This window comes from Paracoccus sanguinis, assembly GCF_900106665.1.
GTDB classification, from domain to species: Bacteria; Pseudomonadota; Alphaproteobacteria; order Rhodobacterales; family Rhodobacteraceae; genus Paracoccus; species Paracoccus panacisoli.
In genome coordinates this window covers 883,059-903,054 of sequence record NZ_FNNA01000001.1, presented here as the reverse complement: position 1 = coordinate 903,054, position 19,996 = coordinate 883,059, and the positions used below count along the sequence as shown (strand labels likewise).

Here is a 19,996-nt window from a genome sequence, read left to right as displayed (position 1 = left end):
CGGGCTTGTGACGAGTCGTTGGCCATCCGGGCTTTCGCTGGTTCCAATTTCGGCGCAATTGTTACATAGCCCTGCGTCACAAGACCAGCCTTGCCGGTAGGATGACACACCAGCCCACCCTTCCCGCGGCGCGCCCGGCGGTTCCGCCGCCCGCGGCCGCCGTCGCGGCCCCGTCCGCCCGCCCCGACACCGCCGCCAATCGCCCCGTCGGGCGAGCGCGGCCAGCGGGCAACGGGCTGTTTCGCATGGCGCGCACCGTCGTCGCGCTGATGCTGCGAGAGATTTCAACGACCTACGGGCGCTCGCCCGGCGGCTATGTCTGGGCGCTGGCCGACCCGATCCTCGGGATCACCCTGCTCACGATCGTGTTCCAGGGCGCCATGGGCCACACGCGACCGCTGATCGGGACGAACTTCCCGCTGTTCTACGCCAGCGGCTACCTCGTCTTTCAGATGTATCACGACATCGCGAACAAGGTGGCGACCAGCCTGCGCTTTTCGCGCCCGCTGCTGGCCTACCCGGCCGTGACCTTCGTCGATGCACTGCTCGCCCGCCTGATCCTGAACGTCGCGACTCACCTCGTGGTGGTTGTCGTGGTGATCGGCGGCATCGCGCTGATCTACGACCTGCCGCTGGTGATGGACGTGGGCACGGTGCTGCACGCGCTGGGGCTGACGGCGCTGTTCGCCGCCGGCCTCGGGACGCTCAACTGCTTCCTGATGATGCGCTTTCCGGTGTGGGAGCGCGCCTGGTCGATCCTCAGCCGGCCGCTCTTCCTGATGTCGGGGGTGTTCTACACCTACGAACTCATGCCCAACATCGTGCGCGACGTGCTGTGGTGGAACCCGGTGCTGCACCTGATCGGGCTGATGCGGCGGGGGATCTACGTCGTCTACCCGGCCGACTACGTCAGCGAACGCTACGTCGTTACCGTGTCGCTGATCCTGCTCGCCAGCGGGCTGCTGCTGATCTGGCGGCGTTACCGCGACCTGCTCGAGATGGTCTGAGGCGCGGTCAGTCGCGCCCCAGACCGTCGATGATGGCGCGCAGCGTCGCGATGCCGCGGCCCTTCTCGGACGAGGTCACCACCAGCTCGGGATAGGCGGCCGGGTGCTTCTGCAGCTCGGCCTCGATCTGGGCGAGGGTCTGGGTCAGCGTACCGCTGCCGATCTTGTCGGCCTTGGTGACGACGACCTGGAACGGCACCGCCGAGCGGTCGAGCAGCGTCATGATCTCGTGATCGACGGGCTTCACCCCGTGCCGCGCGTCGATGAGCGCAAAGGCCCGGCGCAGGTTCGGGCGCCCGGCGAGATAGGCCTTGAGCAGCGCCTGCCACTTGGCGACCACCGGCAGCGGCGCCTGGGCGTAGCCATAACCCGGCAGGTCGACGAGATAGCTGTGATCGCCGAGGGCGAAGAAGTTGATCTCTTGCGTCCGGCCCGGGGTGTTGGAGGCCCGCGCAATCCCCTTGCGCCCGGTCAGCGCGTTGATGAGGCTCGACTTTCCGACGTTCGAACGGCCCGCGAAGCAGACCTCGGGGCGGTCGGCGGGGGGCAGGCCGTCCATGGCGACGACGCCCTTGACGAACTCGACCGGGCCCGCGAACAGCAGCCGGCCGGCCTCGGCGGCGGCCTCGGACGGCTCGGGGGCAGGGGGGAACGCGACCTTCACAGGACCTCCACCAGATCGCCGGGGCGGATCGTGCCGCCCTGCCGCACCTCGGCATAGATGCCAAAGTCGCTGTGATCGAACAGCCGTTCCAGATCGGCGGGCATGTCGCCGTCCAGACGGCCCGTTTCGGTGTCGGCGCTGGTGGCGGCGCAGCGGCCGATGCGCTCGGTCAGCTTCAGCTCGACCTCGCCGATGCGCATGCGGTTTAGCCGCAGGTCACGCTCGGCATAGGGCGCCCAACCATCGATCCACAGGTTGCCGCGCCAGCGGTCGCGCCCGAGCGGGCGGCCAAGCTGCCCTTCGAGCGCGGCGAGCGAGCTGAGCGACAGGATCGACACCCACGGCTGCTTGACGTCGGTCAGCGCCTGCGTGCTGCGCTCCTCGGTTGCGTCCGGTTCGACCTCGACCAGCCGGGCGGGCGGGGCCTTGCCGCTGTCGGCCCAGAGCGGCGCGACCCAGGCGGCCAGCGCCTCGGGCTCGGCCATCGGATCGAAGCGCAGGTCGGGAAGGTCCGGGTGGGTCAGGTGAAGCGCCGCGCCGTCCCAGCCGCCCTTCACCGCCTGCAACGGCGCCGCCGCCGCGCCGCGGACGAAGGCCGACTTGGGCAGCCACTTCCGCAGCCTGCCGCCGTCGAGATGGTGCAGCGCCGCCTGATGCAGCAGCGCGAAGCGGCGGTCGCCGGGCAGCGCCGCGCGCGGGGTCAGGGCGGCCTCGGCCAGCGTCTCGCCCCCGATCGACTTGACCGGGAAGCGGTGGATGCTGGCCAGCCGCGCGGTCATTTCCGCTTGAGCCGCAGGCTGTCGCGCACGTTCCCGAACAGCTGCGGCGGGTGCCCGTGCATCGACATGATGGTGTACTGCTGGACGATGGTGATCAGGTTGTTGGTGATCCAGTAGAGCACCAGACCCGAGGCGAAGCCGCCGAGCATGAACATGAACACCCACGGCATCCAGGCGAAGATCATCTTCTGCGCCGGGTCGGTGGGGGCGGGGTTCAGCTTCTGCTGCAGCCACATGGTGATGCCGAGCACGATCGCCAGCAGCGGCAGGCTGATCGAGTGCAGCATCGTGCCCTGCGCCGGCGGCATGAACGGCAACAGGCCGAACAGGTTCAGCAGCGACGAGGGGTCGGGCGCCGACAGGTCGCGGATCCAGCCCACCCACGGCGCGTGGCGCAGCTCCAGCGTGACGAAGATCACCTTGTAGAGCGAGAAGAAGATCGGGATCTGCAGCAGCATCGGCAGGCAGCCGGCGGCCGGGTTGACCTTCTGGCTCTTGTAGAGCGCCATCACCTCTTGCTGGTACTTGGCGCGGTCGTCGCCGGTACGGGCCTTGATCGCCTCCATTTCCGGCTGCAGTTCGCGCATCCGGGCCATCGAGACATAGGATTTCCGCGCCAGCGGGAACACCAGCAGCTTCAGCACGAAGGTCAGGGCAATGATCGACCAGCCCATGTTGCCGATCATCCCGTTCAGCCAGTGCAGGACGCGGAAGATCGGCTTGGTCAGGAAATAGAACCAGCCCCAGTCGATCGAATCGACGAAGCGGTCGATGTTCTTGGTCTGCTGGTAGTGGTTGATGGTTTCCCATTCCTTGGCGCCGGCGAACAGGTAGCTGGCCGAGGACAGGACGGTGCCGGGCGCCACGGTCTGTACCGGCAGGCGGGTCTCGGTCTGGAAGATGTCGGCGCCGGGGGCGTATTTCACCACCGAGGTGAAGGCCTGGCCGGGGGCCGGGATCAGCGTGGTCATCCAGTACTTGTCGGTGAAGCCGATCCAGCCGTTGTTCGTGACCTGCGCGACCTGGGCCGGGCCCTCGCCCGCGACCGGGTCGAACTTGACCATGTCCTTGTACTTCACCTCGACCAGCTTGCCGTCGATCATCCCGACCGCGCCCTCGTGCAGGACGAAGAAGTTCTGGGTGTCGGGCTTGCCGTGCCGGGCGAGGATCCCGTAGGGGGCGGCGGCGAAGGGGGTGGCGGCGGTGTTCTCGACCGTCTGGGTGACGGTGAACAGGAACTTGTCGTCCAGCTCGAACACGCGGCGGAAGATCTGGCCCGCGCCGTTGTCCCAGACCAGCGTCACCGGCTGGCCGGGGGCGAGCGTGGCGCCGCTTTCGACGGCCCAGGTGGTGGCCGGGCTCGGCACCAGCGCCGGATCGACGCCGGGGCCGGGCATCCAGCCGTAAACGGCGTAATAGGGCTTCTGCACCACGACCGTCGGGTCCGCGCCGGGGGCGGCGGGCGTGCCCTCGGTCACGACGCGGGGCTGGGCGGTGGGCGAGAGCAGCCGCACGAAGGGCGAGGCAGGGTCCAGCGTCTCGCGATAGCCGGTCAGCAGCAGGTCGTCGATCCGCCCGCCGGCGAGCGAGATCGAGCCCTTGAGCGCGGGCGATTCGATGGCGACGCGCGGGGCGGTCAGCACCGGGTCATCGGCCGAGCCGATCAGCGTCGGGCTGGCGGCGGTCGTCGCGGCCGGGGCGCCGGGCGGCACCGCGGCGTGGGTTGCGTCGGGGGTTCCGGGGGCGGCGGCGGTGGTGGTCGCGGCGGGCGGGGCCTCGGGCACCGGCGGGGCGAAGAAGGCATACCATCCGAGCATCACCAGGGCCGACAGCACCATGGCGAGGATCAGGTTGCGGTTGTTGTCGTCCATCCGACGGGACCCCGGTTCGTTCTGGCAAATACGCGGTGCTTTGACCGGACCCCCCTGCAAAGGTCAAGCGGATTGCGTGGAGCGGACCCGCCGGACCGGGGGCCAGCCCCCGGACCCCCGGGATATTTGGGTCCAGCCCGAGGCGGGCGCGATACGGGCTGCCCCCGCGTGGCCGGGCGCGGGCCGCGGGCCGCGGGCCGCAGCCGCTGGGGCGGGAGCGGCGTGCGATGTGTGGGAAGGGGGGTGTGCCGGCCACGGGCGGCGCGGGCCGGCTGCAGGGGTGGGTGCTGCGTCAGGGGCCGGTGGTGGTTTGTCGGGGGCAAGGTTCGGCGGACGGGGCGGGCACGCCGCCCCTGCGGTGCGCCCGGATCGGGGTGGCCCCCGAGGTCATCCGGCCCAAGGGGCAGCGGCGGCGTGGCTGGGCTGCCGCTCAAGTGACCTGGCCGACGCGGTCAGAGGGCAACTCGGCTCAGATCGGCGTGACCACCCGCGTGTCATAGAGCCTCGCCACATCCTCGGGCCGGCAAAGCTCGGTCGCGGGCGTCATGCAGGCGGCCGAGGCGCAGGCCGCGGCCAGCCCCAGCGCCTCGGGCGCCGCCATCCCGCGCGCCACCGCGAGGGTATAGCCCGCCACGAAGCTGTCGCCGGCCCCGACCTTGCTCACGATCTCGACCCGGTGCGCCTCGGCGTGCCAGCGCCCCTCGGGGCCGGCGAGGATGTTGCCGTCCGCGCCCCGCGCCACGATCACCGTCCGCGCCGCGCCCGAGGCGGCGAGCGCTGCGGCGAAATCGGCGGTCTCGGCGCGGGTGGCGAGCGGGCGGCCCGCCAGCCCCTCGGCCTCGGGCCCGTCCATCCTGAGCACCGCGACCGGCCCGCCGGTCCCTGCCGCCACCGCCGCCAGCGCCGCCCCCGAGGTATCCACGAACAGCCGCACGGCGCCCGCCCCGGTCCCGTCGCCCTGCCGCGCCAGCCGCGCGCCCAGCCGGGCTGCGAATTCAGCCGGCACGCCGGGCGGGTTCGACCCCGACAGCACCACGATCCCGCCCGGCGAGGCCGCCGCCGCGATGCTGTCGAGCGCCAGCCCGACCTCGGGCGCGCCCCAGTCCGGGCCGGGCAGCACGAAGCGGAACTGCGCGCCGCTGCCGCGATCGGTCACCGACAGCGACTGTCGCGTCTCGCCCGGCGCGTCGAGGCGCAGCATCGCCAGCCCCTCGGCCCGCATCAGGTCGCAGAGCCGCGCCCCCGTGCCGCCCCCCAGCGCCACCAGCGCCGTCGAGCGCCCGCCCATCCGGGCGATGGCGCGGCTGACGTTGATGCCCCCGCCGCCCGGATCGACCTGCGGCGCATCGCAGCGCAGCTTCAGCTCGGGCACCACCGCCTCGGCCGAGGTGGCCACGTCCAGCGCCGGGTTCAGCGTCACCGTCAGGATCGGCGCCTGCCCCCCGGCGCCCGCGGGGATCATTCCCACCATCGGTCGATCCGGGCGATGTCGTCGTCCGACCAGCCGAAGTGATGCGCGAACTCGTGCACCACCACGTGACCCACCAGCGCCCCCAGCGTCACGTCGCCCCGGTCGGCCCACTCATCGAGGATCGCCCGGCGGTAGAGATACACGGTGTCCGGAAAATGCTGCGGCTCGGAGGGGGATTTCTCGGTCAGCGGCACCCCGTCGTAAAGCCCGGTCAGCTCGAGCGGGTCGTCGATCTCGAGCTCGTCGAGCACCTCTTCGCCCGCGAACTCCTCGACCCGCAGGATCACGTCCTGGGCGTGGCCGGCAAACTCGACCGGCAACCCGGCCAGCACCTCGCGGGCCAGCGATTCGATCTCGGCCGTGGTCGGCGCGGCGCGGTCGGTCCAGTCGGTCATCTCACTCTCCAAACCCTTGCCGGGGCCGATATGGACATAAATCGCGCGCTGTGAAAGAGCGGGCAGATCAAGGAGACGCCGATGACCACCACCCGTTTCGCGCCCTCGCCGACCGGCCATATCCACGTCGGCAACCTGCGGACCGCGCTGATGAACTGGCTGATCGCGCGCAAGGCGGGCGGCACCTTCATCCTGCGGCTCGATGACACCGACCGCGAGCGGTCGAAGCAGGAATACGCCGACGGCATCCAGCGCGACCTGGAATGGCTGGGGCTGACCTGGGACCGGATCGAGCGGCAGTCCGACCGGCTGGACCGCTATGCCGAGGCGGCCGAGGGGCTGCGCGCGGCAGGGCGCCTCTACGAGGTGTTCGAGACCCCGACCGAGCTGGACCTCAAGCGCAAGAAGCTGCTGAACATGGGCCGCCCGCCGGTCTATGACCGCGCCGGGCTGGGCCTGACCGAGGCGCAGAAGGAGGCGCTGAGGGCCGAGGGGCGCGAGGGCTACTGGCGCTTCCGCCTCGACCAGCAGCGGATCGAGTGGCCCGACGGGATCATCGGCGACGTGTCGATCGACGCGGCCTCGGTCAGCGACCCGGTGCTGATCCGCGCCGACGGGCAGGTGCTCTATACCTTCGCCTCGTCCGTCGATGACGTGGACATGGGCGTGACCGACATCGTGCGCGGCGCCGACCACGTCACCAACACCGCGACCCAGATCCAGATCATCGAGGCGCTGGGCGGCACCCCGCCCCGATTCGCCCACCACAGCCTCTTGACCGGCCCGCAGGGCGAAGAGCTGTCGAAGCGCCTCGGCACGCTGAGCCTGCGTGACCTGCGCGAGCGGGGGGTGGCGCCGGAGGCGTTGCTGAGCCTCATGGCGCGCCTCGGCTCGAACCAGCCGGTCGAGCTGCGGCTGTCGCTGGACGAGCTGGCCGAGGGCTTCGACCTCGGGCAGTTCGGGGCGAGCCCGACCAAGTTCGACGCCGAGGACCTGTGGCCCCTGACCCGCGAGCGCAACCAGAACCTGCCGCTGTCCGCGGTGGCCGACCGCCTGGCGGCGCTGGGCGTGCCGGACGAGTTGGCCCCCGCGGTGTGGGAGGTCGCGCGTCACAACATCACCCGCCTTGACGAGGTCGAGGGCTGGTGGGCGCTGATGCGCGACGGTGCCGATCCGGTGATCGACCCCGAGGACGCGGAGTTCGTGGCCCAAGCGCTGGCCCTGCTGCCGCCGCGCCCGTGGACGGCGGAGACCTGGGGCGAGTGGACCGGGGCGGTCAAGACCGCGACCGGGCGCAAGGGCAAGGGCCTGTTCATGCCGCTGCGCAAGGCGCTGACGGGCATGGACCACGGCCCCGAGATGGCCGCGCTAATGCCGCTGTTGCAGGTTGTGCGCGCGGGGTGAGGCGCGGGCGCGCTTGCCGGGGCTTGATGCGGTCGCAGCGGCCCGGTTGACGCGATCCGCCCAATCGCCTTAGCGGGGGCGGCAGACTCGCCCGCGCATGGGCCCAGCCGGGAGAAGGCCGATGGAGTTCGACCGCCGCATCAGGATCGCCCCGTCGATCCTCAGCGCCGATTTTGCCGATTTCGGCCGCGAGATCGCGGCCATCGAGGCGCAGGGGGCCGATTGGGTCCACGTCGACGTGATGGACGGGCATTTCGTCCCCAACCTGACCTTCGGGCCGCCCGCGGTGCGGGCATTCCGCAAGCACGTCACGACCTTCATGGACGTGCACCTGATGATCGCCCCGGTCGATCCCTACATCGAGGCCTATGCCGAGGCCGGCGCCGAGATGATCGTGGCCCATGTCGAGGCCGGCCCGCATATCCACCGCACCCTGCAGGCGATCCGCGCCACCGGGGCCAGGGCGGGGGTCGCGCTCAACCCCGGCACGTCGCCCGAAGCGGTGGGCTATGTTCTCGACCTGTGCGACATGGTGCTGGTGATGAGCGTCAACCCGGGCTTCGGGGGGCAGAAGTTCATCCCCTCGTCAGTCGAGAAGATCGCTCGCCTGCGCGAGATGATCGGCGAACGGCCGATCCACATCCAGGTGGACGGCGGGATCGACCCGGTGACGGCCCCGCTGGTGGCGGCGGCGGGGGCGGATGTGCTGGTCGCGGGGTCGGCGGTGTTCAAGGGCGGCTCGGTCGCCACGCCCGAGGTCTACGGCCGCGCTATCCGCGCCATCCGCGAGGCGGCCGAGGCCGCGGTGCGCTAGTCGCACCGAAACGGGGTGCCGGGCGCGCCGAAACGGGGTGCCGCGCGCGCCGAGACGGTGGTGCCGGTCGCTCCGGGGAGCGGTGAACTCGTCGCGAAGAGGCGGTGATGCCGGGCGCGCCGGGGAGCGGTGAACGCGTCGCGCCAAGTCGGTTGTGCCAAGCGCATCGCGGAAGCGGCCCGTTAGTCGCGCAGCCGCGGTGCGCTGCTCGTGCTGAACGGTGGTGCCGGGCGCGCCAAGCGAGCGGTGCGCTCGTCGCAGCGAGACGGCGGTGCCAAAGTGCCGAGGAAAAGGCCCGTAAGACGCGCCGAACGGCCGTGCGCTGGTCGTGCCGATCCGCCGTGCGAGGCGCGTCGAGGCAACTGCCCGCTAGTCTCTCCGAGGCGGCGGCGTGCGCATTGCGCCGCAACGGTGGCGCCAGGCCCCCGAGGCAGCGCCCAGCTAGTCGCGCCGCAGCCGCGGTGCGCGGGTCGTGCCGAACGGTGGTGCCGGGCGCGCCGAGTGAGCGGTGCGCTCGTCGTACCCGGACGGTGGTACCAAGCGCATCGAGGCAGCGCCCAGCTGGGCGCGCCGAGGCGGCGGTGCGCCCGTTGCGCCGCGACAATGGCGCTACGCGCGCCGTGGCGCCTCACGCCCAGCGGCAGCGCTGAGCGCGCCGGCACCCCACTCCTATCCCCGCGCGGTGGCAGCCTGCGGGGTGCGCCACGGCGGCGAGATGGTCGGCGCGCCGAAATAGAACCCCTGCAGGCAGTCGATCCCGAGGTCGATGAGGAAGGCCGCGTCGTCGGCGGTCTCGACCTGTTCGGCGACGGTGAACATGTCGAAATGCCGGGCGATGGACATGAGCGCCTCGGTCAGCACCTGGTTGTCGCGTTGGGCGGAGATCTGGCGGATGAACTGGCCGTCGATCTTGATCAGGTCAAAGGCGAACTCGCGCAGGTAGCGGAACGAGGTGTAGCCGGCGCCGAAATCGTCCAGCGCAAAGCTGATGCCGCGGGACTGCAGGTCCTGCATGAACGGCCGCACCTCGTCGGCGAGCCCCATGGCCGAGCTTTCGGTGATCTCGAGGATCAGCCGCTCGGCGACGCTGTGATCCTGCGCCAGCCCTTGCTCGAGCGTGCGCATCCAGTCCGGGTAACCCACGGATCGCGCTGACATGTTGACCGAAAGCCGCAGCGCCGGCTGTTCGGCGAGTGACCGCAGGCCGATCGAGAGCGACAGGCAGTCGATGCGGCGACCCAGCTCGCTCAGCTCGGCCAGCGGCATGAAATCGCGCAGCGGGACGAAGCGCCCGGTCTCGTCGATGATGCGGATCAGCCCCTCGTAGAAGGCCGGGCGGGTCGGCCGGTCCGAGGGCACGATGGGCTGGAAGGCCAGCACCGCATCGCCGCGTTCGACCGCGCCGCGGACCGTGGACATCGTCAGGCGCGACTGCCGGTCGGCGGCGAAATCCAGCGGAGAGGACGTGCCGTCCAGCACGATCTGATCAGGGTCGGGGGTCATGTCAGCCTCTTGGAATCGCCTTGGTCGTCAATAGACACAGGATGCGCTAACAGTCCGTGAACTTCGCCCGCCTTTTCGCCGGAGGGTTAACGCGGTGACACCCGAACGCTGCCCCTGGTGCGGGACCGATCCGCTGTATCAGGCCTATCACGACGACGAGTGGGGGGTGCCCGAGACCGACCCGCGGGCGCTGTGGGAGAAGCTGGTGCTGGACGGGTTCCAGGCCGGGCTGAGCTGGATCACCATCCTGAAAAAGCGCGACAATTTCCGCGCGGCCTTCGACGGCTTCGACCCCGCGCGGGTGGCAAGCTGGGGCGAGGCCGAGGTGGCGCGGGCGCTGGCCGATCCGGGCATCGTGCGGCACCGCGGCAAGATCGAGGCGACCGTCGCGGGGGCGCGAAAATACCTCGAATTGGAGGAAAGATCCGGCGGGTTCGCGGGGTTTCTGTGGGGATTCGTGGACGGGCAGCCGATCCGGAATACCTGGCGCAGCCCGGCCGAGGTGCCGACCGAGACGGCGGAATCGCGGGCGATGGCGAAGGCGCTGAAGGCCGAGGGATTCCGGTTCTGCGGGCCGGTCATCTCATATGCGTTCATGCAGGCGACGGGGATGGTCAACGACCACCTCGTGACCTGCCACCGGCATCAACAGGTGGCCGCGCTTGGGAAAACCGCCATGCACAGGTGATGCAGCGTTCCTGCACCGTTCATGCGATGTTCATGCACAGTTCATGCGAACGCCATGTAGCCGGCGCAGGGCTTGGCCCAGCCCCCCATCTCGGACCTCCGTCCAAGGCTACTCGGCCAGCATCGCGTCGATCAGCGCCAGCGCGGCGGGCGAGGACCAGTCGGCGTCGCCGGTCATCCGCGCCACCTCGCGCCCCTCGGCGTCGATCAGCACCGTGACCGGCATCGCCAGCACCCCCATGCTGCGCGCCAGCGCCATCTGCGGGTCGGTCAGCGTCGGCAGCGCGCTCACCCCGGCCTCGGCGAAGAAGCGGGTGATCGCGGCCTCGGTGTTGCGGCCCGAGGCGACGGTCAGCACGGCGAAGCGGTCGCCGCCGCGGGCCTTCTGCAGCGCGTCGAGGGCCGGCATCTCCTCGCGGCAGGGGGCGCACCAGGTGGCCCAGAAGTTGAGCAGCACCACCTTGCCCTTCCAGTCGGCGAGCGTGTGCGTCCCGCCGGTCAGATCGGTGAAGGTGGTCTCGGGCGCCGGCGCCGGGGTCGATTCGACCAGCTTCGGCAGGCCCGCGTCGCGGGCGGCCTGCCAGTCCACCGCCCCTCCGGCGGCGGCGTTTGCAGCCAAAAGCAGCGACGTATAAAGGGCGAGTGACCGCAGCATGAGCTTTCCCCCGACAGACAGGACCGCGTGATGACCGACCCCCAGACCCCCGACCGTGACGCGGAACGCTCCGCCAACACCATGTGGGGCGGGCGCTTCGCCGCCGGGCCGGACGCGATCATGGAGGCGATCAACGCCTCGATCGGGTACGACCGGCGGATGAGCGCCCAGGACATCCGGGGCAGCCGGGCCCACGCGGCGATGCTCGCCGCGCAGGGCATCATCAGCCCTAGCGATGCCGAGGCGATCCGGGAAGGGCTGCTCACCGTCTTGTCAGAGATCGAGGGCGGGGACTTCGTCTTTTCCACCGCGCTCGAGGACATTCACATGAACGTCGAGGCGCGGCTGAAGGCGCTGATCGGCGAGCCGGCGGGGCGGCTGCACACGGCGCGCAGCCGCAACGACCAGGTGGCGACGGATTTCCGGCTGTGGGTGCGCGACCAGTGCGACGCCGCGGTGGGCGGGCTCAGGGCGCTGATCCGCGCGCTGGTGGCGCAGGCCGAGGCGGGGGCCGACTGGGTGATGCCGGGCTTCACCCATCTGCAGACCGCGCAGCCGGTGACATGGGGCCACCACATGATGGCCTATGTCGAGATGCTGGGCCGCGACATCGGCCGCTTCACCGACGCCCGGGCGCGGATGAACGAGTGCCCGCTGGGCGCGGCGGCGCTGGCGGGTACGGGGTTCCCGATCGACCGCCACGCGACGGCGCAAGCGCTGGGGTTCGACCGGCCGAGCGCCAACAGCCTCGACGCGGTGAGCGACCGCGACTTCGCGCTCGAGTTCCTGAGTGCGGCGGCGATCTGTGCCACCCATCTGAGCCGGCTGGCCGAAGAGCTGGTGATCTGGTCCTCGGCCCAGTTCCGCTTCGTCGCCATGTCCGACCGCTGGTCCACCGGGTCGAGCATCATGCCGCAGAAGCGCAATCCCGACGCGGCCGAGCTGATCCGGGCCAAGATCGGCCGCATCCTCGGCGCGGCGGTCGCGCTCTTCACGGTGATGAAGGGCCTGCCGCTCGCCTATTCCAAGGACATGCAGGAGGACAAGGAACAGGTCTTCGACGCCGCCGACACGCTGATGCTGGCGCTGGCCGCGACGACCGGGATGATGTCCGACCTGACGGTGAACCGCGACCGGCTGGAGGCGGCGGCCTCGAGCGGGTTTTCCACCGCCACCGACCTTGCCGACTGGCTGGTGCGCGAGGCGGGGCTGCCGTTCCGCGACGCCCATCACGCGACGGGGGCGCTGGTCGCCGCGGCCGAGAAGCGGGGCCTCGATCTGCCCGACCTGACGCTGGTCGAGATGCAGGCGGTCAATTCTGCGATAACGCAGCAGGTGTATGAGGTTTTGGGCGTTCACAACTCGGTCGCCTCGCGGCAATCATATGGCGGAACCGCGCCGGATCAGGTGCGGGCGCAGATCGCCCGGTGGAAGGGCGTGATGGAGGGGTGGGAATGATTCGCGCATGGTTCGGGCTGGCGGCGCTGGCCGCGCTGGCGGGGTGCGGGGTGGACGGGGCGCCGGTGGCGCCGGCGGCGACCACCGCGACGCAGGTGACGGTGCAGCCGGGCGTCCGCGTGACCGGCGACGCCTATGTGGGGATGCGCTACAACTGATCCCGGCACCGCGGCGAACCGCGGGCAGGGCAGGCCGGGCCACGACCCGGCCGGATGAGAGCCCGGCGAGGCAGGGCGAACAGGCAGGACAAGGGGACAGGAATTGAGCAGCTTGAACGCATGGGGCGGCCGGGGCACCGGCATCGGCATGGGACTGGTCGCGGTGCTGGCGCTGGCCGCCTGCGGCGGCGAGACCCGGCGCACGACGGTGGACGGGCCCGAGACGGCCGTGATGATCCAGAAGGGCACCTACGTCTACAACCCGAACCGCCCGCACCCGCCGGTGTCGCTGTCGCGCTCGGACCTCGAGGGGATTGCGATCCGCTGAGTGGTTGGGGCCGGGCGCCGGCGTCGGGGGGGCGGTGGGGTCTTGCGCATTGGCGTTGTGGGTTGGTGCGTGCGGAGCACGCACCCTACGGCGAGGGCGGGATTGGTGCGTGCGGAGCACGCACGGTACGCCGAGGGGGACGTGGGGTTGGTGCGTGCGGAGCACGCACCCTACGCCGGGAGGCGTCGCGTAGGGTGCGTGTTCACACGCACCATTGACGTACGGTCGGGCGACCGTGGGAAGGGGCGAGGGTCGTAGGGTGCGTGTTCACACGCACCGTTGCGGGACGGTCGTGCAACCGGACGCACCCTCCCGGCGCCGGCCCTTCGCTGGACCCCCGCACCAACGCGCGCGGCCTTCAACGCCCCCGCGGGGCGCGCTATACCGGATGCTCGCGGTGCTGGCGTCCCTCGGGGCGCGCGGGGCCGCGGTCGGGCACGGGCGATCAGGGGCGGCATGGATCACTTCACCTACCGGGACGGGGCGCTGAACGCCGAAGAGGTGCCGCTGGCGCGGATCGCGGCCGAGGTCGGCACCCCGGTCTATGTCTATTCCGCCGCCACGCTGACCCGGCATTTCAACCTCTTCCGCGAGGCGCTGGCCTGGACGCCGCATCTCGTCTGCTACGCGGTCAAGGCGAACTCGAACCTCGCGGTGCTGCGGCTGCTGGGCGGCCTCGGCGCGGGCATGGACGTGGTGTCGGGCGGCGAATATGCGCGCGCCGTGGCGGCGGGCGTGCCGGGCGAGCGGATCGTGTTCTCGGGCGTCGGCAAGACCCGCGACGAGATGGCCCGCGCCATCGCCGGCGGCATCCGCCAGTTCAATGTCGAGAGCGAGCCCGAGCTTGCGGTGCTGTCCGAGGTCGCCGCCGCAATGGGCGCCGAGGTGCCGATCGCGGTGCGGGTGAACCCCGACGTGGACGCCAGGACCCACGCCAAGATCGCCACCGGCAAGTCCGAGAACAAGTTCGGCATCCCGATTGCCCGGGCGCGCGAGGTCTATGCCCAGGCCGCCCGCCTGCCGGGGCTGCGGGTGGTCGGCATCGACATGCACATCGGCAGCCAGCTGACCGACCTCGCGCCCTACCGGCAGGCCTATGGCAAGATGGCCGACCTCTGCCGCGTGCTGCGGGCGGACGGGCATGCGATCTCGCGCCTCGACATGGGGGGCGGCTTGGGCATCCCCTACCGGCGTGGCAACGAGGCGCCGCCGCTGCCGCTGGAATACGGGCAGGTGATCCGCGAGACGGTGGGCGATCTGGACTGCGAGATCGAGATCGAGCCGGGGCGCAACATCGTCGGCAACGCGGGCGTGCTGCTGGCCTCGGTGATCTTTCTCAAGCGCGGCGAGGGGCGGGATTTCCTGATCCTCGACGCGGCGATGAACGACCTGATCCGGCCGGCGATGTATGACGCCCACCACGACATCGTGCCGGTGGCCGAGCGGCCGCCGGGGGCGGCGGTGGCGCCGGTCGACGTGGTCGGGCCGGTCTGCGAGAGCGGCGACACCTTCGCCCGCGGGGTCGAGCTGCCGGGGCTGGAGGCCGGAGAGCTGGTCGCGTTCCGCTCGGCCGGGGCCTACGGGGCGGTGATGGCGTCCGAGTACAACTCGCGCCCGCTGGTGCCCGAGGTGCTGGTCTCGGGCGACCGCTACGCGGTGATCCGGGCGCGCCCGACGATCGAGGAGATGCTGGGCCGCGACCGCATCCCGGACTGGCTGTGAGCGCCCTCCCGTCCGAGGCCGGGCGGGACGCGCCGCCGGCGGGCGGCGGGACGGGCGTTGAGCCGGCGCTGCCGCGGGCGGCGCGGCGGGCGGTGGCGCTGACCCGCGCGGGCCTGTGGTGGGAGGCGCTGGCGGCGAGCTTCTGGGCGCCCGCGGCGCTGGCGGCCGGGCTGGTCGCGGCGCTGGCGCTGGGGGTCGTGGCGGGGCTCGATGCGGCGGGCGTGCCGGGCTGGGCGCTGGCGGCGCTGGGCGGGTTCTGGGCGCTGATCTTCGCGGCGACGGCGCTGGCCGGGTGGCTGCGGTTCCGCGCCCCGCGCCGCGCCGAGGCGCTGGCGCGGGTGGACCGGCGGCTGGCCGGGCGGCCGCTCAGCGCGCTGGGCGACCGCATGGCGCTGGGCGGCCCCGAGGCCGCGGCGCTGTGGGAGGCGCATCTCGACCGCGCCTGGGCCGCCGCCGCCGCGGCGCGCCCGGTCGTCCCCGACGCGGGGCTGGTGCGGCGCGATCCCTACGGGCTGCGGCTGATGGCGCTGACCGCGCTGGTCATGGCGCTGGTCTTCGGCGGCCTTGCCCCGGCGGGGCAGGGGCTCTCGGCGATGGCCTCGGGCTGGCGGCCGCTGCGGGACGCGCCCGATCCGGGCGCCTCCGCCGGGCCGGCGTGGGAGGGCTGGGCCGAGCCGCCGGCCTATACGCGGCGGCCGACGATCTATCTCAACGCGCTCGAGGCGGACGGGCTGGTGGTGCCCGAGGGCACGGTGCTGAGCTTCCGCCTCTATGGCGACGGGCTCGCCGTGGCGCAGGACGTGGGTGAGCCGCTGGCCGAGCCGGCGGGCGCGGCGGGCGCGCCCGAGGCGGTGCGGCTTGAGCGCGTCACCGCGCGGCGCGACGGGACGGTGAGCGTCGGCGACCGGCGCTTCGCCCTGACGGTGACGCCGGATGCGGCGCCCGAGGTGAGCCTCGCGGCGCTCGCCACACGGCGCGCGGACGGGCGGCTCGCGCAGGGGTTCAGCGCCCGCGACGACAACGGCGTGGCGGCCGGCACGGCGCGGATCGCGCTCGACCTTCAGGCGGTGGACCGGCGCTTCGGCCTGAGGCCCGACCCCGAGCCGCGCGAGGCGCTGAGCCTGCCGCTGCCGCTGCCCGCGGCGGGGGCGCGGCGGCAGGTGCAGGGGACGCTCGGCGCCGATCTGGCGCGGCACCCATGGGCCAACCTGCCGGTGCGGATCACGCTCGAGGTGCAGGACGGGATCGGCCAGACCGGGGCCACCCCGCCGGTGGCGATGGTGCTGCCGGGGCGGCGGTTCTTCGACCCGCTGGCCGCGGGGCTGGCCGAGGTGCGCCGCGACCTGATGTGGTCGCGCGACAACGCCGCCCGCAGCGCCCGGCTGATCCGGGCGATGGTCTGGCGCCCCGACCGCGCGGTGCCCGACGACGCCGCCCGCGCCATCGTCGCCGCGGTGCAGGCGCTCGAGGCCGGGCCGCTGACGCCCGAGGCCCGCGACGCGGTGGCCGAGGGGCTGTGGACGGCCGCGGTGGCGATCGAGGACGGGGGGCTGTCGGACGCGCTGGCGCGGATGCGGCAGGCGCAGGAGCGGCTGTCCCAGGCCATCCGCCAGGGCGCCAGCCCCGACGAGATCGCCCGGCTGATGGACGAGCTGAAGGCCGCGACCGACGCCTATACCGAGATGCTCGCGCAGCAGGGCGAGGACCCGGCGGCGCGCTTCGACCGCTCGGAACGCCCGGTGCAGGAGATCACCGGCGACCAGATCCAGCAGATGATGGACGAGATCCAGCGGCTGATGAACGAGGGGCGGATGTCCGAGGCGGCCGAGCTGCTCGAGCAGTTCAACCGGATGATGGAGAACCTCGAGATGCGCGAGGGCGGCGCGGGCGGCGAGGGCGCGCCGGGCAGCCGGGCGCAGCGGCGGCTCTCCGAGACGCTGCGCGAGCAGCAGGATCTGGCCGACGAGGCGCTGCGCGAGGCGCAGCGCGACCCGTTCGGCCTGGGGCGGCAGGGGATGGACCCCGAAAGCGGCGGCGCGCCGGGCGAGGAGGCGGACGGGGCCGGACCCGAGGGGGCGCAGCCGGGCGAGCCGGGTGCGGGTGAAGCCGAGGGGGAGGGGGAGGCCGAGGGCGGCAGCCTCGCCGACCGCCAGCGCGGCCTGCGCGAGGAGCTGGGGCGGCAGCGCGGGCTGATGCCGGGCCGCGGCACCCCCGAGGGCGAGGCCGCGGGGCGCGAGATCGACCGCGCCGGCCGGGCGATGGAGGACGCCGAGCAGGCGCTGCGCGAGGGCGACCCGGCGGGCGCGATGGACCGCCAGGCCGAGGCGATCGAGGCGCTGCGCGAGGGGATGCGGGCGCTTGGCGACCTCGCCGCGCGGCAGGGCGGCGAGCGCGGCCAGCCGGGCGACCAGGGCACCGGCGAGGACGGTCAGGCCGGGATGACGGGCCGCGCGCAGGGTGAGGGCGAGGGCCGCGCGGACCGCCCCGGCCGCGACCCGCTGGGCCGCGACCGCAGCGGCCAGGGCGGCAACATCGCCTCGGGCGAGGCGCTGGCCGAGGGCGAGCGGCAGGCGGGCCGGGCGCGCGAGCTGCAGGACGAGATCCGCCGCCGCGCCGGCGAGCCGGCCCGGCCGCGGGCCGAGCGGGATTATCTGGGGCGGTTGCTCGGGGAGTGAAAGGGCGAGCGACGCTGAGGGGTCGGCCCGGCCGCGATCCGCTGGGCGGCGACTCTCTCGAATCGACCTGGCCACCGGCGAGGCGGAGCAGCGGGCGAGCCGGGTGCGCGAGTTGCAGGCCGAGATCATTCACCGCGCGGGCGAGCCGGTCCGGCTGCGGGTTGAGCGGGATTCTCTGGCGGTTGCTCGGGCCGAGGTGAAGGGGGCGGGTTTGCCGCCGAGGACCGGTGGTCTGGTGCGGTTGGGTGCAGCAGAGGGACGCCGGGATGATCGCTGTGCGCCGAGCGAGCTGAGCGCATCGTGTCCGTCCTTGACTACCGCAGAACTCGCTACCCGCCGAGGCGCCGGGGGCACGGATGACTGGCCCCGGGCGCGGGAGCGCCGATGGGTGCGCAGGGAGGACCGAGGCGCGGGCGCCCTGCGGTGAACGGCCCGGGATGTGCGGGCCTCAGGTCGTGCCGTGCGCCCTCGGTTGTGCTGGACGTCCGGGGCCCATACCCGACCTGATGGCACACCTAAGCCGCTGGCCTCAGAGCGCCCCGCGCACCCGCGCCACCAGTGCGTCGGCTTGGGTGTCGAGCCAGATGCGGCCCTCGTCGACCTGCGCCCGCCAGCTCATCAGCGTGGTTCCGAGTGCCCCCTGATCCGCCATCCGCGGCGCCAGCGCGTAGAGCGTCACCGCCACCAGCGCCACCATCACCGCGAGGTGATAGCCCGCGTCGTGCCGCCGCCGGGCCCGGGCTGCGCGGGTAACGGCGGGGGCCGGGCGCCGGGTCGCCGGCGGCGTGGCCGGGAGGGGCCGGGGGGCCGGGGCGGGCGGCGGGGCGGACGTGCGGGCGGTGTGCGAGGCGAGTGCGTCGGCAGCGCGGGGGGGCGGGTCCGAGGGGGCCGCCCCGCGCGAGTCGGGGCTGCGGGGGTCAGGGCTGAGGGTCAGGTCGGCGTCCGTGGCGGCGGCGGCGGGCGGCGCATCGAGAGACGGTGCGGCAGGCGGCGCAGACGAGCGCGCGGCCGGCGGCGGTGCAGAGGGCAGCGTGGACGGCGCAGCAGAGAGCGGCGCGGGTTCGCTCCCCTCCGGCGCAGCGCTCGCGCCCGCCGGATCGGCGTCGCGCGACGGCCCGACCACCAGATCTTCCGCCGGCGTCTCCGGCGCGTCGCCCGGCAGGGTCGTGTCGGAGGTCGCGCGGCGGGCGAGAGCCGCGGCGGTGCGGGCGGTGGCGCGTTCGGCCTCGCGCTCGGCGGCGCGGGCCTCGAGCTCGCGGGCGGCCTCGCCGCGCAGGATCTCGATCACCGATTCGTCCAGCGGCCGGCTGAGCGCCGGGCGGGCGGCGGGGTCGAACCCGGCCGGATAGGCGCGCCAGACGTGCTCGCAGGCGGAACACTCGACGTCGCGGCCGCGGGCGGGGATCGCCTCGGCGTCGATCTCGTACTGCGCGCCGCAGCGCGGGCAGACCAGCCGCATGGAAGCCCTCCGTTCCTCTACCCGGCCCGGTCGCGGCCCGGTGCCGTGCGGCACCGTGTTTCCATCGCCGCCCGGACGTTCTATCACGCTCCCGTCTATCAAGACCCCGTCCGACCGCCAAGCGCGCCCGCAGGGCACCCGAGGGGCGGGACCGGGGGCGGGGACAAGGAGGGTTGTCGTGATCGAGATGCGGGATGTGGCCTTCGCCTACCCACGGGGTGGGGCGCTCTTCAAGGGCCTCACCCTCAGCCTGCCGCGCGGCTCGTTCCACTTCCTCACCGGGCCGTCGGGGGCGGGCAAGACCACCTTCCTGCGGCTCTGCATCGCCGACCTGCTGCCCTCGGCCGGGCAGATGACGCTGTTCGGCGAGGATGCCGCGACCTTGGGCCGCGACGCCATCGCCGGGGTGCGGCGGCGGATCGGGGTGGTGCATCAGGACACCCAGTTCCTCGACCACCTGCCGGTGGCCGAGAACATCGCCCTGCCGATGATGGTCGCGGGCCAGCCCATCGACATGCAGGCGATCCGCGACCTCCTCGCCTGGGTGCAGATGACCGGGCAGGCGCGGGCCATGCCGCCGTCGCTGTCGGGGGGCGAGCGGCAGCGGGCGGCGCTGGCGCGCGCGGTGATCCTGTCGCCGGACGTGATCCTGGCCGACGAGCCGACCGGAAACCTCGACTGGGAGATGTCCTTGCGCCTGCTGCAGTTGCTGGTCGAGCTGAACCGCTCGGGCAAGACGGTGCTGATCGCCACCCACGACCTGAACCTGATCCGCGCGGCCAAGCAGATGGTCTCGGCGCGGGTGCTCAGGATCGCGGGCGGGCGGTTGCAGACCGCGGGGGCCGAGCTGTGAGCGGCCCGGGGGACAGCCGTGGCGACAACCGCGCGAAGCTGCGCGACGCGGGTGCGCGGATGCGCGACCTCGCGCGGCGCGGCGGCACGGCGG

The 19,996-nt window shown here is 72.7% G+C and carries 18 protein-coding genes; 10 read left to right on the top strand and 8 right to left on the bottom strand.

Annotated elements, in window-relative coordinates; translation table 11 throughout:
• Positions 1-245 precede the first annotated feature (245 nt).
• Positions 246-1,007, top strand: coding sequence for an ABC transporter permease (locus BLW17_RS04415; protein WP_052172127.1), 762 nt, complete (start codon positions 246-248; stop codon positions 1,005-1,007).
• Positions 1,008-1,014: 7 nt separating this feature from the next.
• Here BLW17_RS04415 and yihA read toward each other — a convergent pair whose 3' ends face one another.
• From yihA to BLW17_RS04390, 5 genes are all read right to left on the bottom strand, one after another.
• On the bottom strand, positions 1,015-1,671 hold the full coding sequence (yihA, locus tag BLW17_RS04410; RefSeq protein WP_036736694.1) for a ribosome biogenesis GTP-binding protein YihA/YsxC: 657 nt from the start codon (positions 1,669-1,671) through the stop codon (positions 1,015-1,017).
• Positions 1,668-2,450, bottom strand: coding sequence for an MOSC domain-containing protein (locus BLW17_RS04405; protein ID WP_036736691.1), 783 nt, complete (start codon positions 2,448-2,450; stop codon positions 1,668-1,670). The genes yihA and BLW17_RS04405 overlap by 4 nt, the downstream gene beginning before the upstream one ends.
• A complete protein-coding gene (yidC, locus tag BLW17_RS04400) occupies positions 2,447-4,321 on the bottom strand; it encodes a membrane protein insertase YidC (protein ID WP_074826116.1) in 1,875 nt (624 codons plus the stop codon). The genes BLW17_RS04405 and yidC overlap by 4 nt, the downstream gene beginning before the upstream one ends.
• Before the next feature lie 469 nt (positions 4,322-4,790).
• A complete protein-coding gene (locus BLW17_RS04395) occupies positions 4,791-5,783 on the bottom strand; it encodes a 1-phosphofructokinase family hexose kinase (RefSeq protein WP_036735196.1) in 993 nt (330 codons plus the stop codon).
• Entirely contained in the window at positions 5,780-6,187 is a 408-nt protein-coding gene (locus BLW17_RS04390; protein WP_036735199.1) for a metallopeptidase family protein, read from the bottom strand. Before BLW17_RS04390 ends, BLW17_RS04395 begins: the two co-directional genes overlap by 4 nt.
• Positions 6,188-6,268: 81 nt before the next feature.
• Here BLW17_RS04390 and gltX point away from each other — a divergent pair, with 81 nt between their 5' ends.
• Together gltX and rpe are read left to right on the top strand one after the other, a co-directional pair.
• Positions 6,269-7,591 (top strand): glutamate--tRNA ligase, encoded by a 1,323-nt coding sequence (gene gltX / locus BLW17_RS04385; protein ID WP_036735201.1) that lies wholly within the window; start codon positions 6,269-6,271, stop codon positions 7,589-7,591.
• A 121-nt stretch (positions 7,592-7,712) separates the two neighbouring features.
• Entirely contained in the window at positions 7,713-8,405 is a 693-nt protein-coding gene (gene rpe / locus BLW17_RS04380; protein ID WP_036735203.1) for a ribulose-phosphate 3-epimerase, read from the top strand.
• Between the two features lie 669 nt (positions 8,406-9,074).
• Here rpe and BLW17_RS04375 read toward each other — a convergent pair.
• Entirely contained in the window at positions 9,075-9,908 is an 834-nt protein-coding gene (locus BLW17_RS04375) for an EAL domain-containing protein (protein WP_036704859.1), read from the bottom strand.
• Positions 9,909-10,002: 94 nt separating this feature from the next.
• Between BLW17_RS04375 and BLW17_RS04370 the strand changes: the two genes are divergently transcribed.
• Positions 10,003-10,596, top strand: a complete 594-nt coding sequence (locus BLW17_RS04370; RefSeq protein WP_036735205.1) for a DNA-3-methyladenine glycosylase I — start codon at positions 10,003-10,005, stop codon at positions 10,594-10,596.
• A 108-nt stretch (positions 10,597-10,704) separates the two neighbouring features.
• Here BLW17_RS04370 and BLW17_RS04365 read toward each other — a convergent pair whose 3' ends face one another.
• Positions 10,705-11,250, bottom strand: a complete 546-nt coding sequence (locus BLW17_RS04365) for a TlpA disulfide reductase family protein (protein WP_036735208.1) — start codon at positions 11,248-11,250, stop codon at positions 10,705-10,707.
• A gap of 30 nt (positions 11,251-11,280) precedes the next feature.
• On the opposite strand from BLW17_RS04365, the gene argH reads away from it, so the two are divergent.
• The 5 genes from argH to BLW17_RS04345 all read left to right on the top strand — a co-directional run bounded on the left by argH (position 11,281) and on the right by BLW17_RS04345 (position 17,591).
• Entirely contained in the window at positions 11,281-12,708 is a 1,428-nt protein-coding gene (gene argH, locus BLW17_RS04360) for an argininosuccinate lyase (protein ID WP_036735210.1), read from the top strand.
• Positions 12,705-12,866 (top strand): argininosuccinate lyase, encoded by a 162-nt coding sequence (locus BLW17_RS17660; RefSeq protein ID WP_139305905.1) that lies wholly within the window; start codon positions 12,705-12,707, stop codon positions 12,864-12,866. The genes argH and BLW17_RS17660 overlap by 4 nt, the downstream gene beginning before the upstream one ends.
• A gap of 103 nt (positions 12,867-12,969) precedes the next feature.
• Complete coding sequence (locus BLW17_RS04355) at positions 12,970-13,194, top strand: hypothetical protein (RefSeq protein ID WP_139305904.1); 225 nt, start codon at positions 12,970-12,972, stop codon at positions 13,192-13,194.
• A gap of 456 nt (positions 13,195-13,650) precedes the next feature.
• The gene (lysA, locus tag BLW17_RS04350) at positions 13,651-14,916 is read left to right on the top strand and encodes a diaminopimelate decarboxylase (protein WP_036735212.1); all 1,266 of its coding nucleotides are present in this window, start codon (positions 13,651-13,653) and stop codon (positions 14,914-14,916) included.
• Positions 14,913-17,591, top strand: coding sequence for a DUF4175 domain-containing protein (locus tag BLW17_RS04345; protein ID WP_231572821.1), 2,679 nt, complete (start codon positions 14,913-14,915; stop codon positions 17,589-17,591). Before lysA ends, BLW17_RS04345 begins: the two co-directional genes overlap by 4 nt.
• A 529-nt stretch (positions 17,592-18,120) precedes the next feature.
• Here BLW17_RS04345 and BLW17_RS04340 read toward each other — a convergent pair.
• Positions 18,121-19,050, bottom strand: coding sequence for a zinc-ribbon domain-containing protein (locus tag BLW17_RS04340; protein WP_074826113.1), 930 nt, complete (start codon positions 19,048-19,050; stop codon positions 18,121-18,123).
• A gap of 178 nt (positions 19,051-19,228) precedes the next feature.
• Between BLW17_RS04340 and BLW17_RS04335 the strand changes: the two genes are divergently transcribed.
• Positions 19,229-19,903: a cell division ATP-binding protein FtsE gene (locus BLW17_RS04335; RefSeq protein ID WP_036733044.1), complete on the top strand. Its 675-nt coding sequence runs from the start codon at positions 19,229-19,231 to the stop codon at positions 19,901-19,903.
• Positions 19,904-19,996 lie beyond the last annotated feature (93 nt).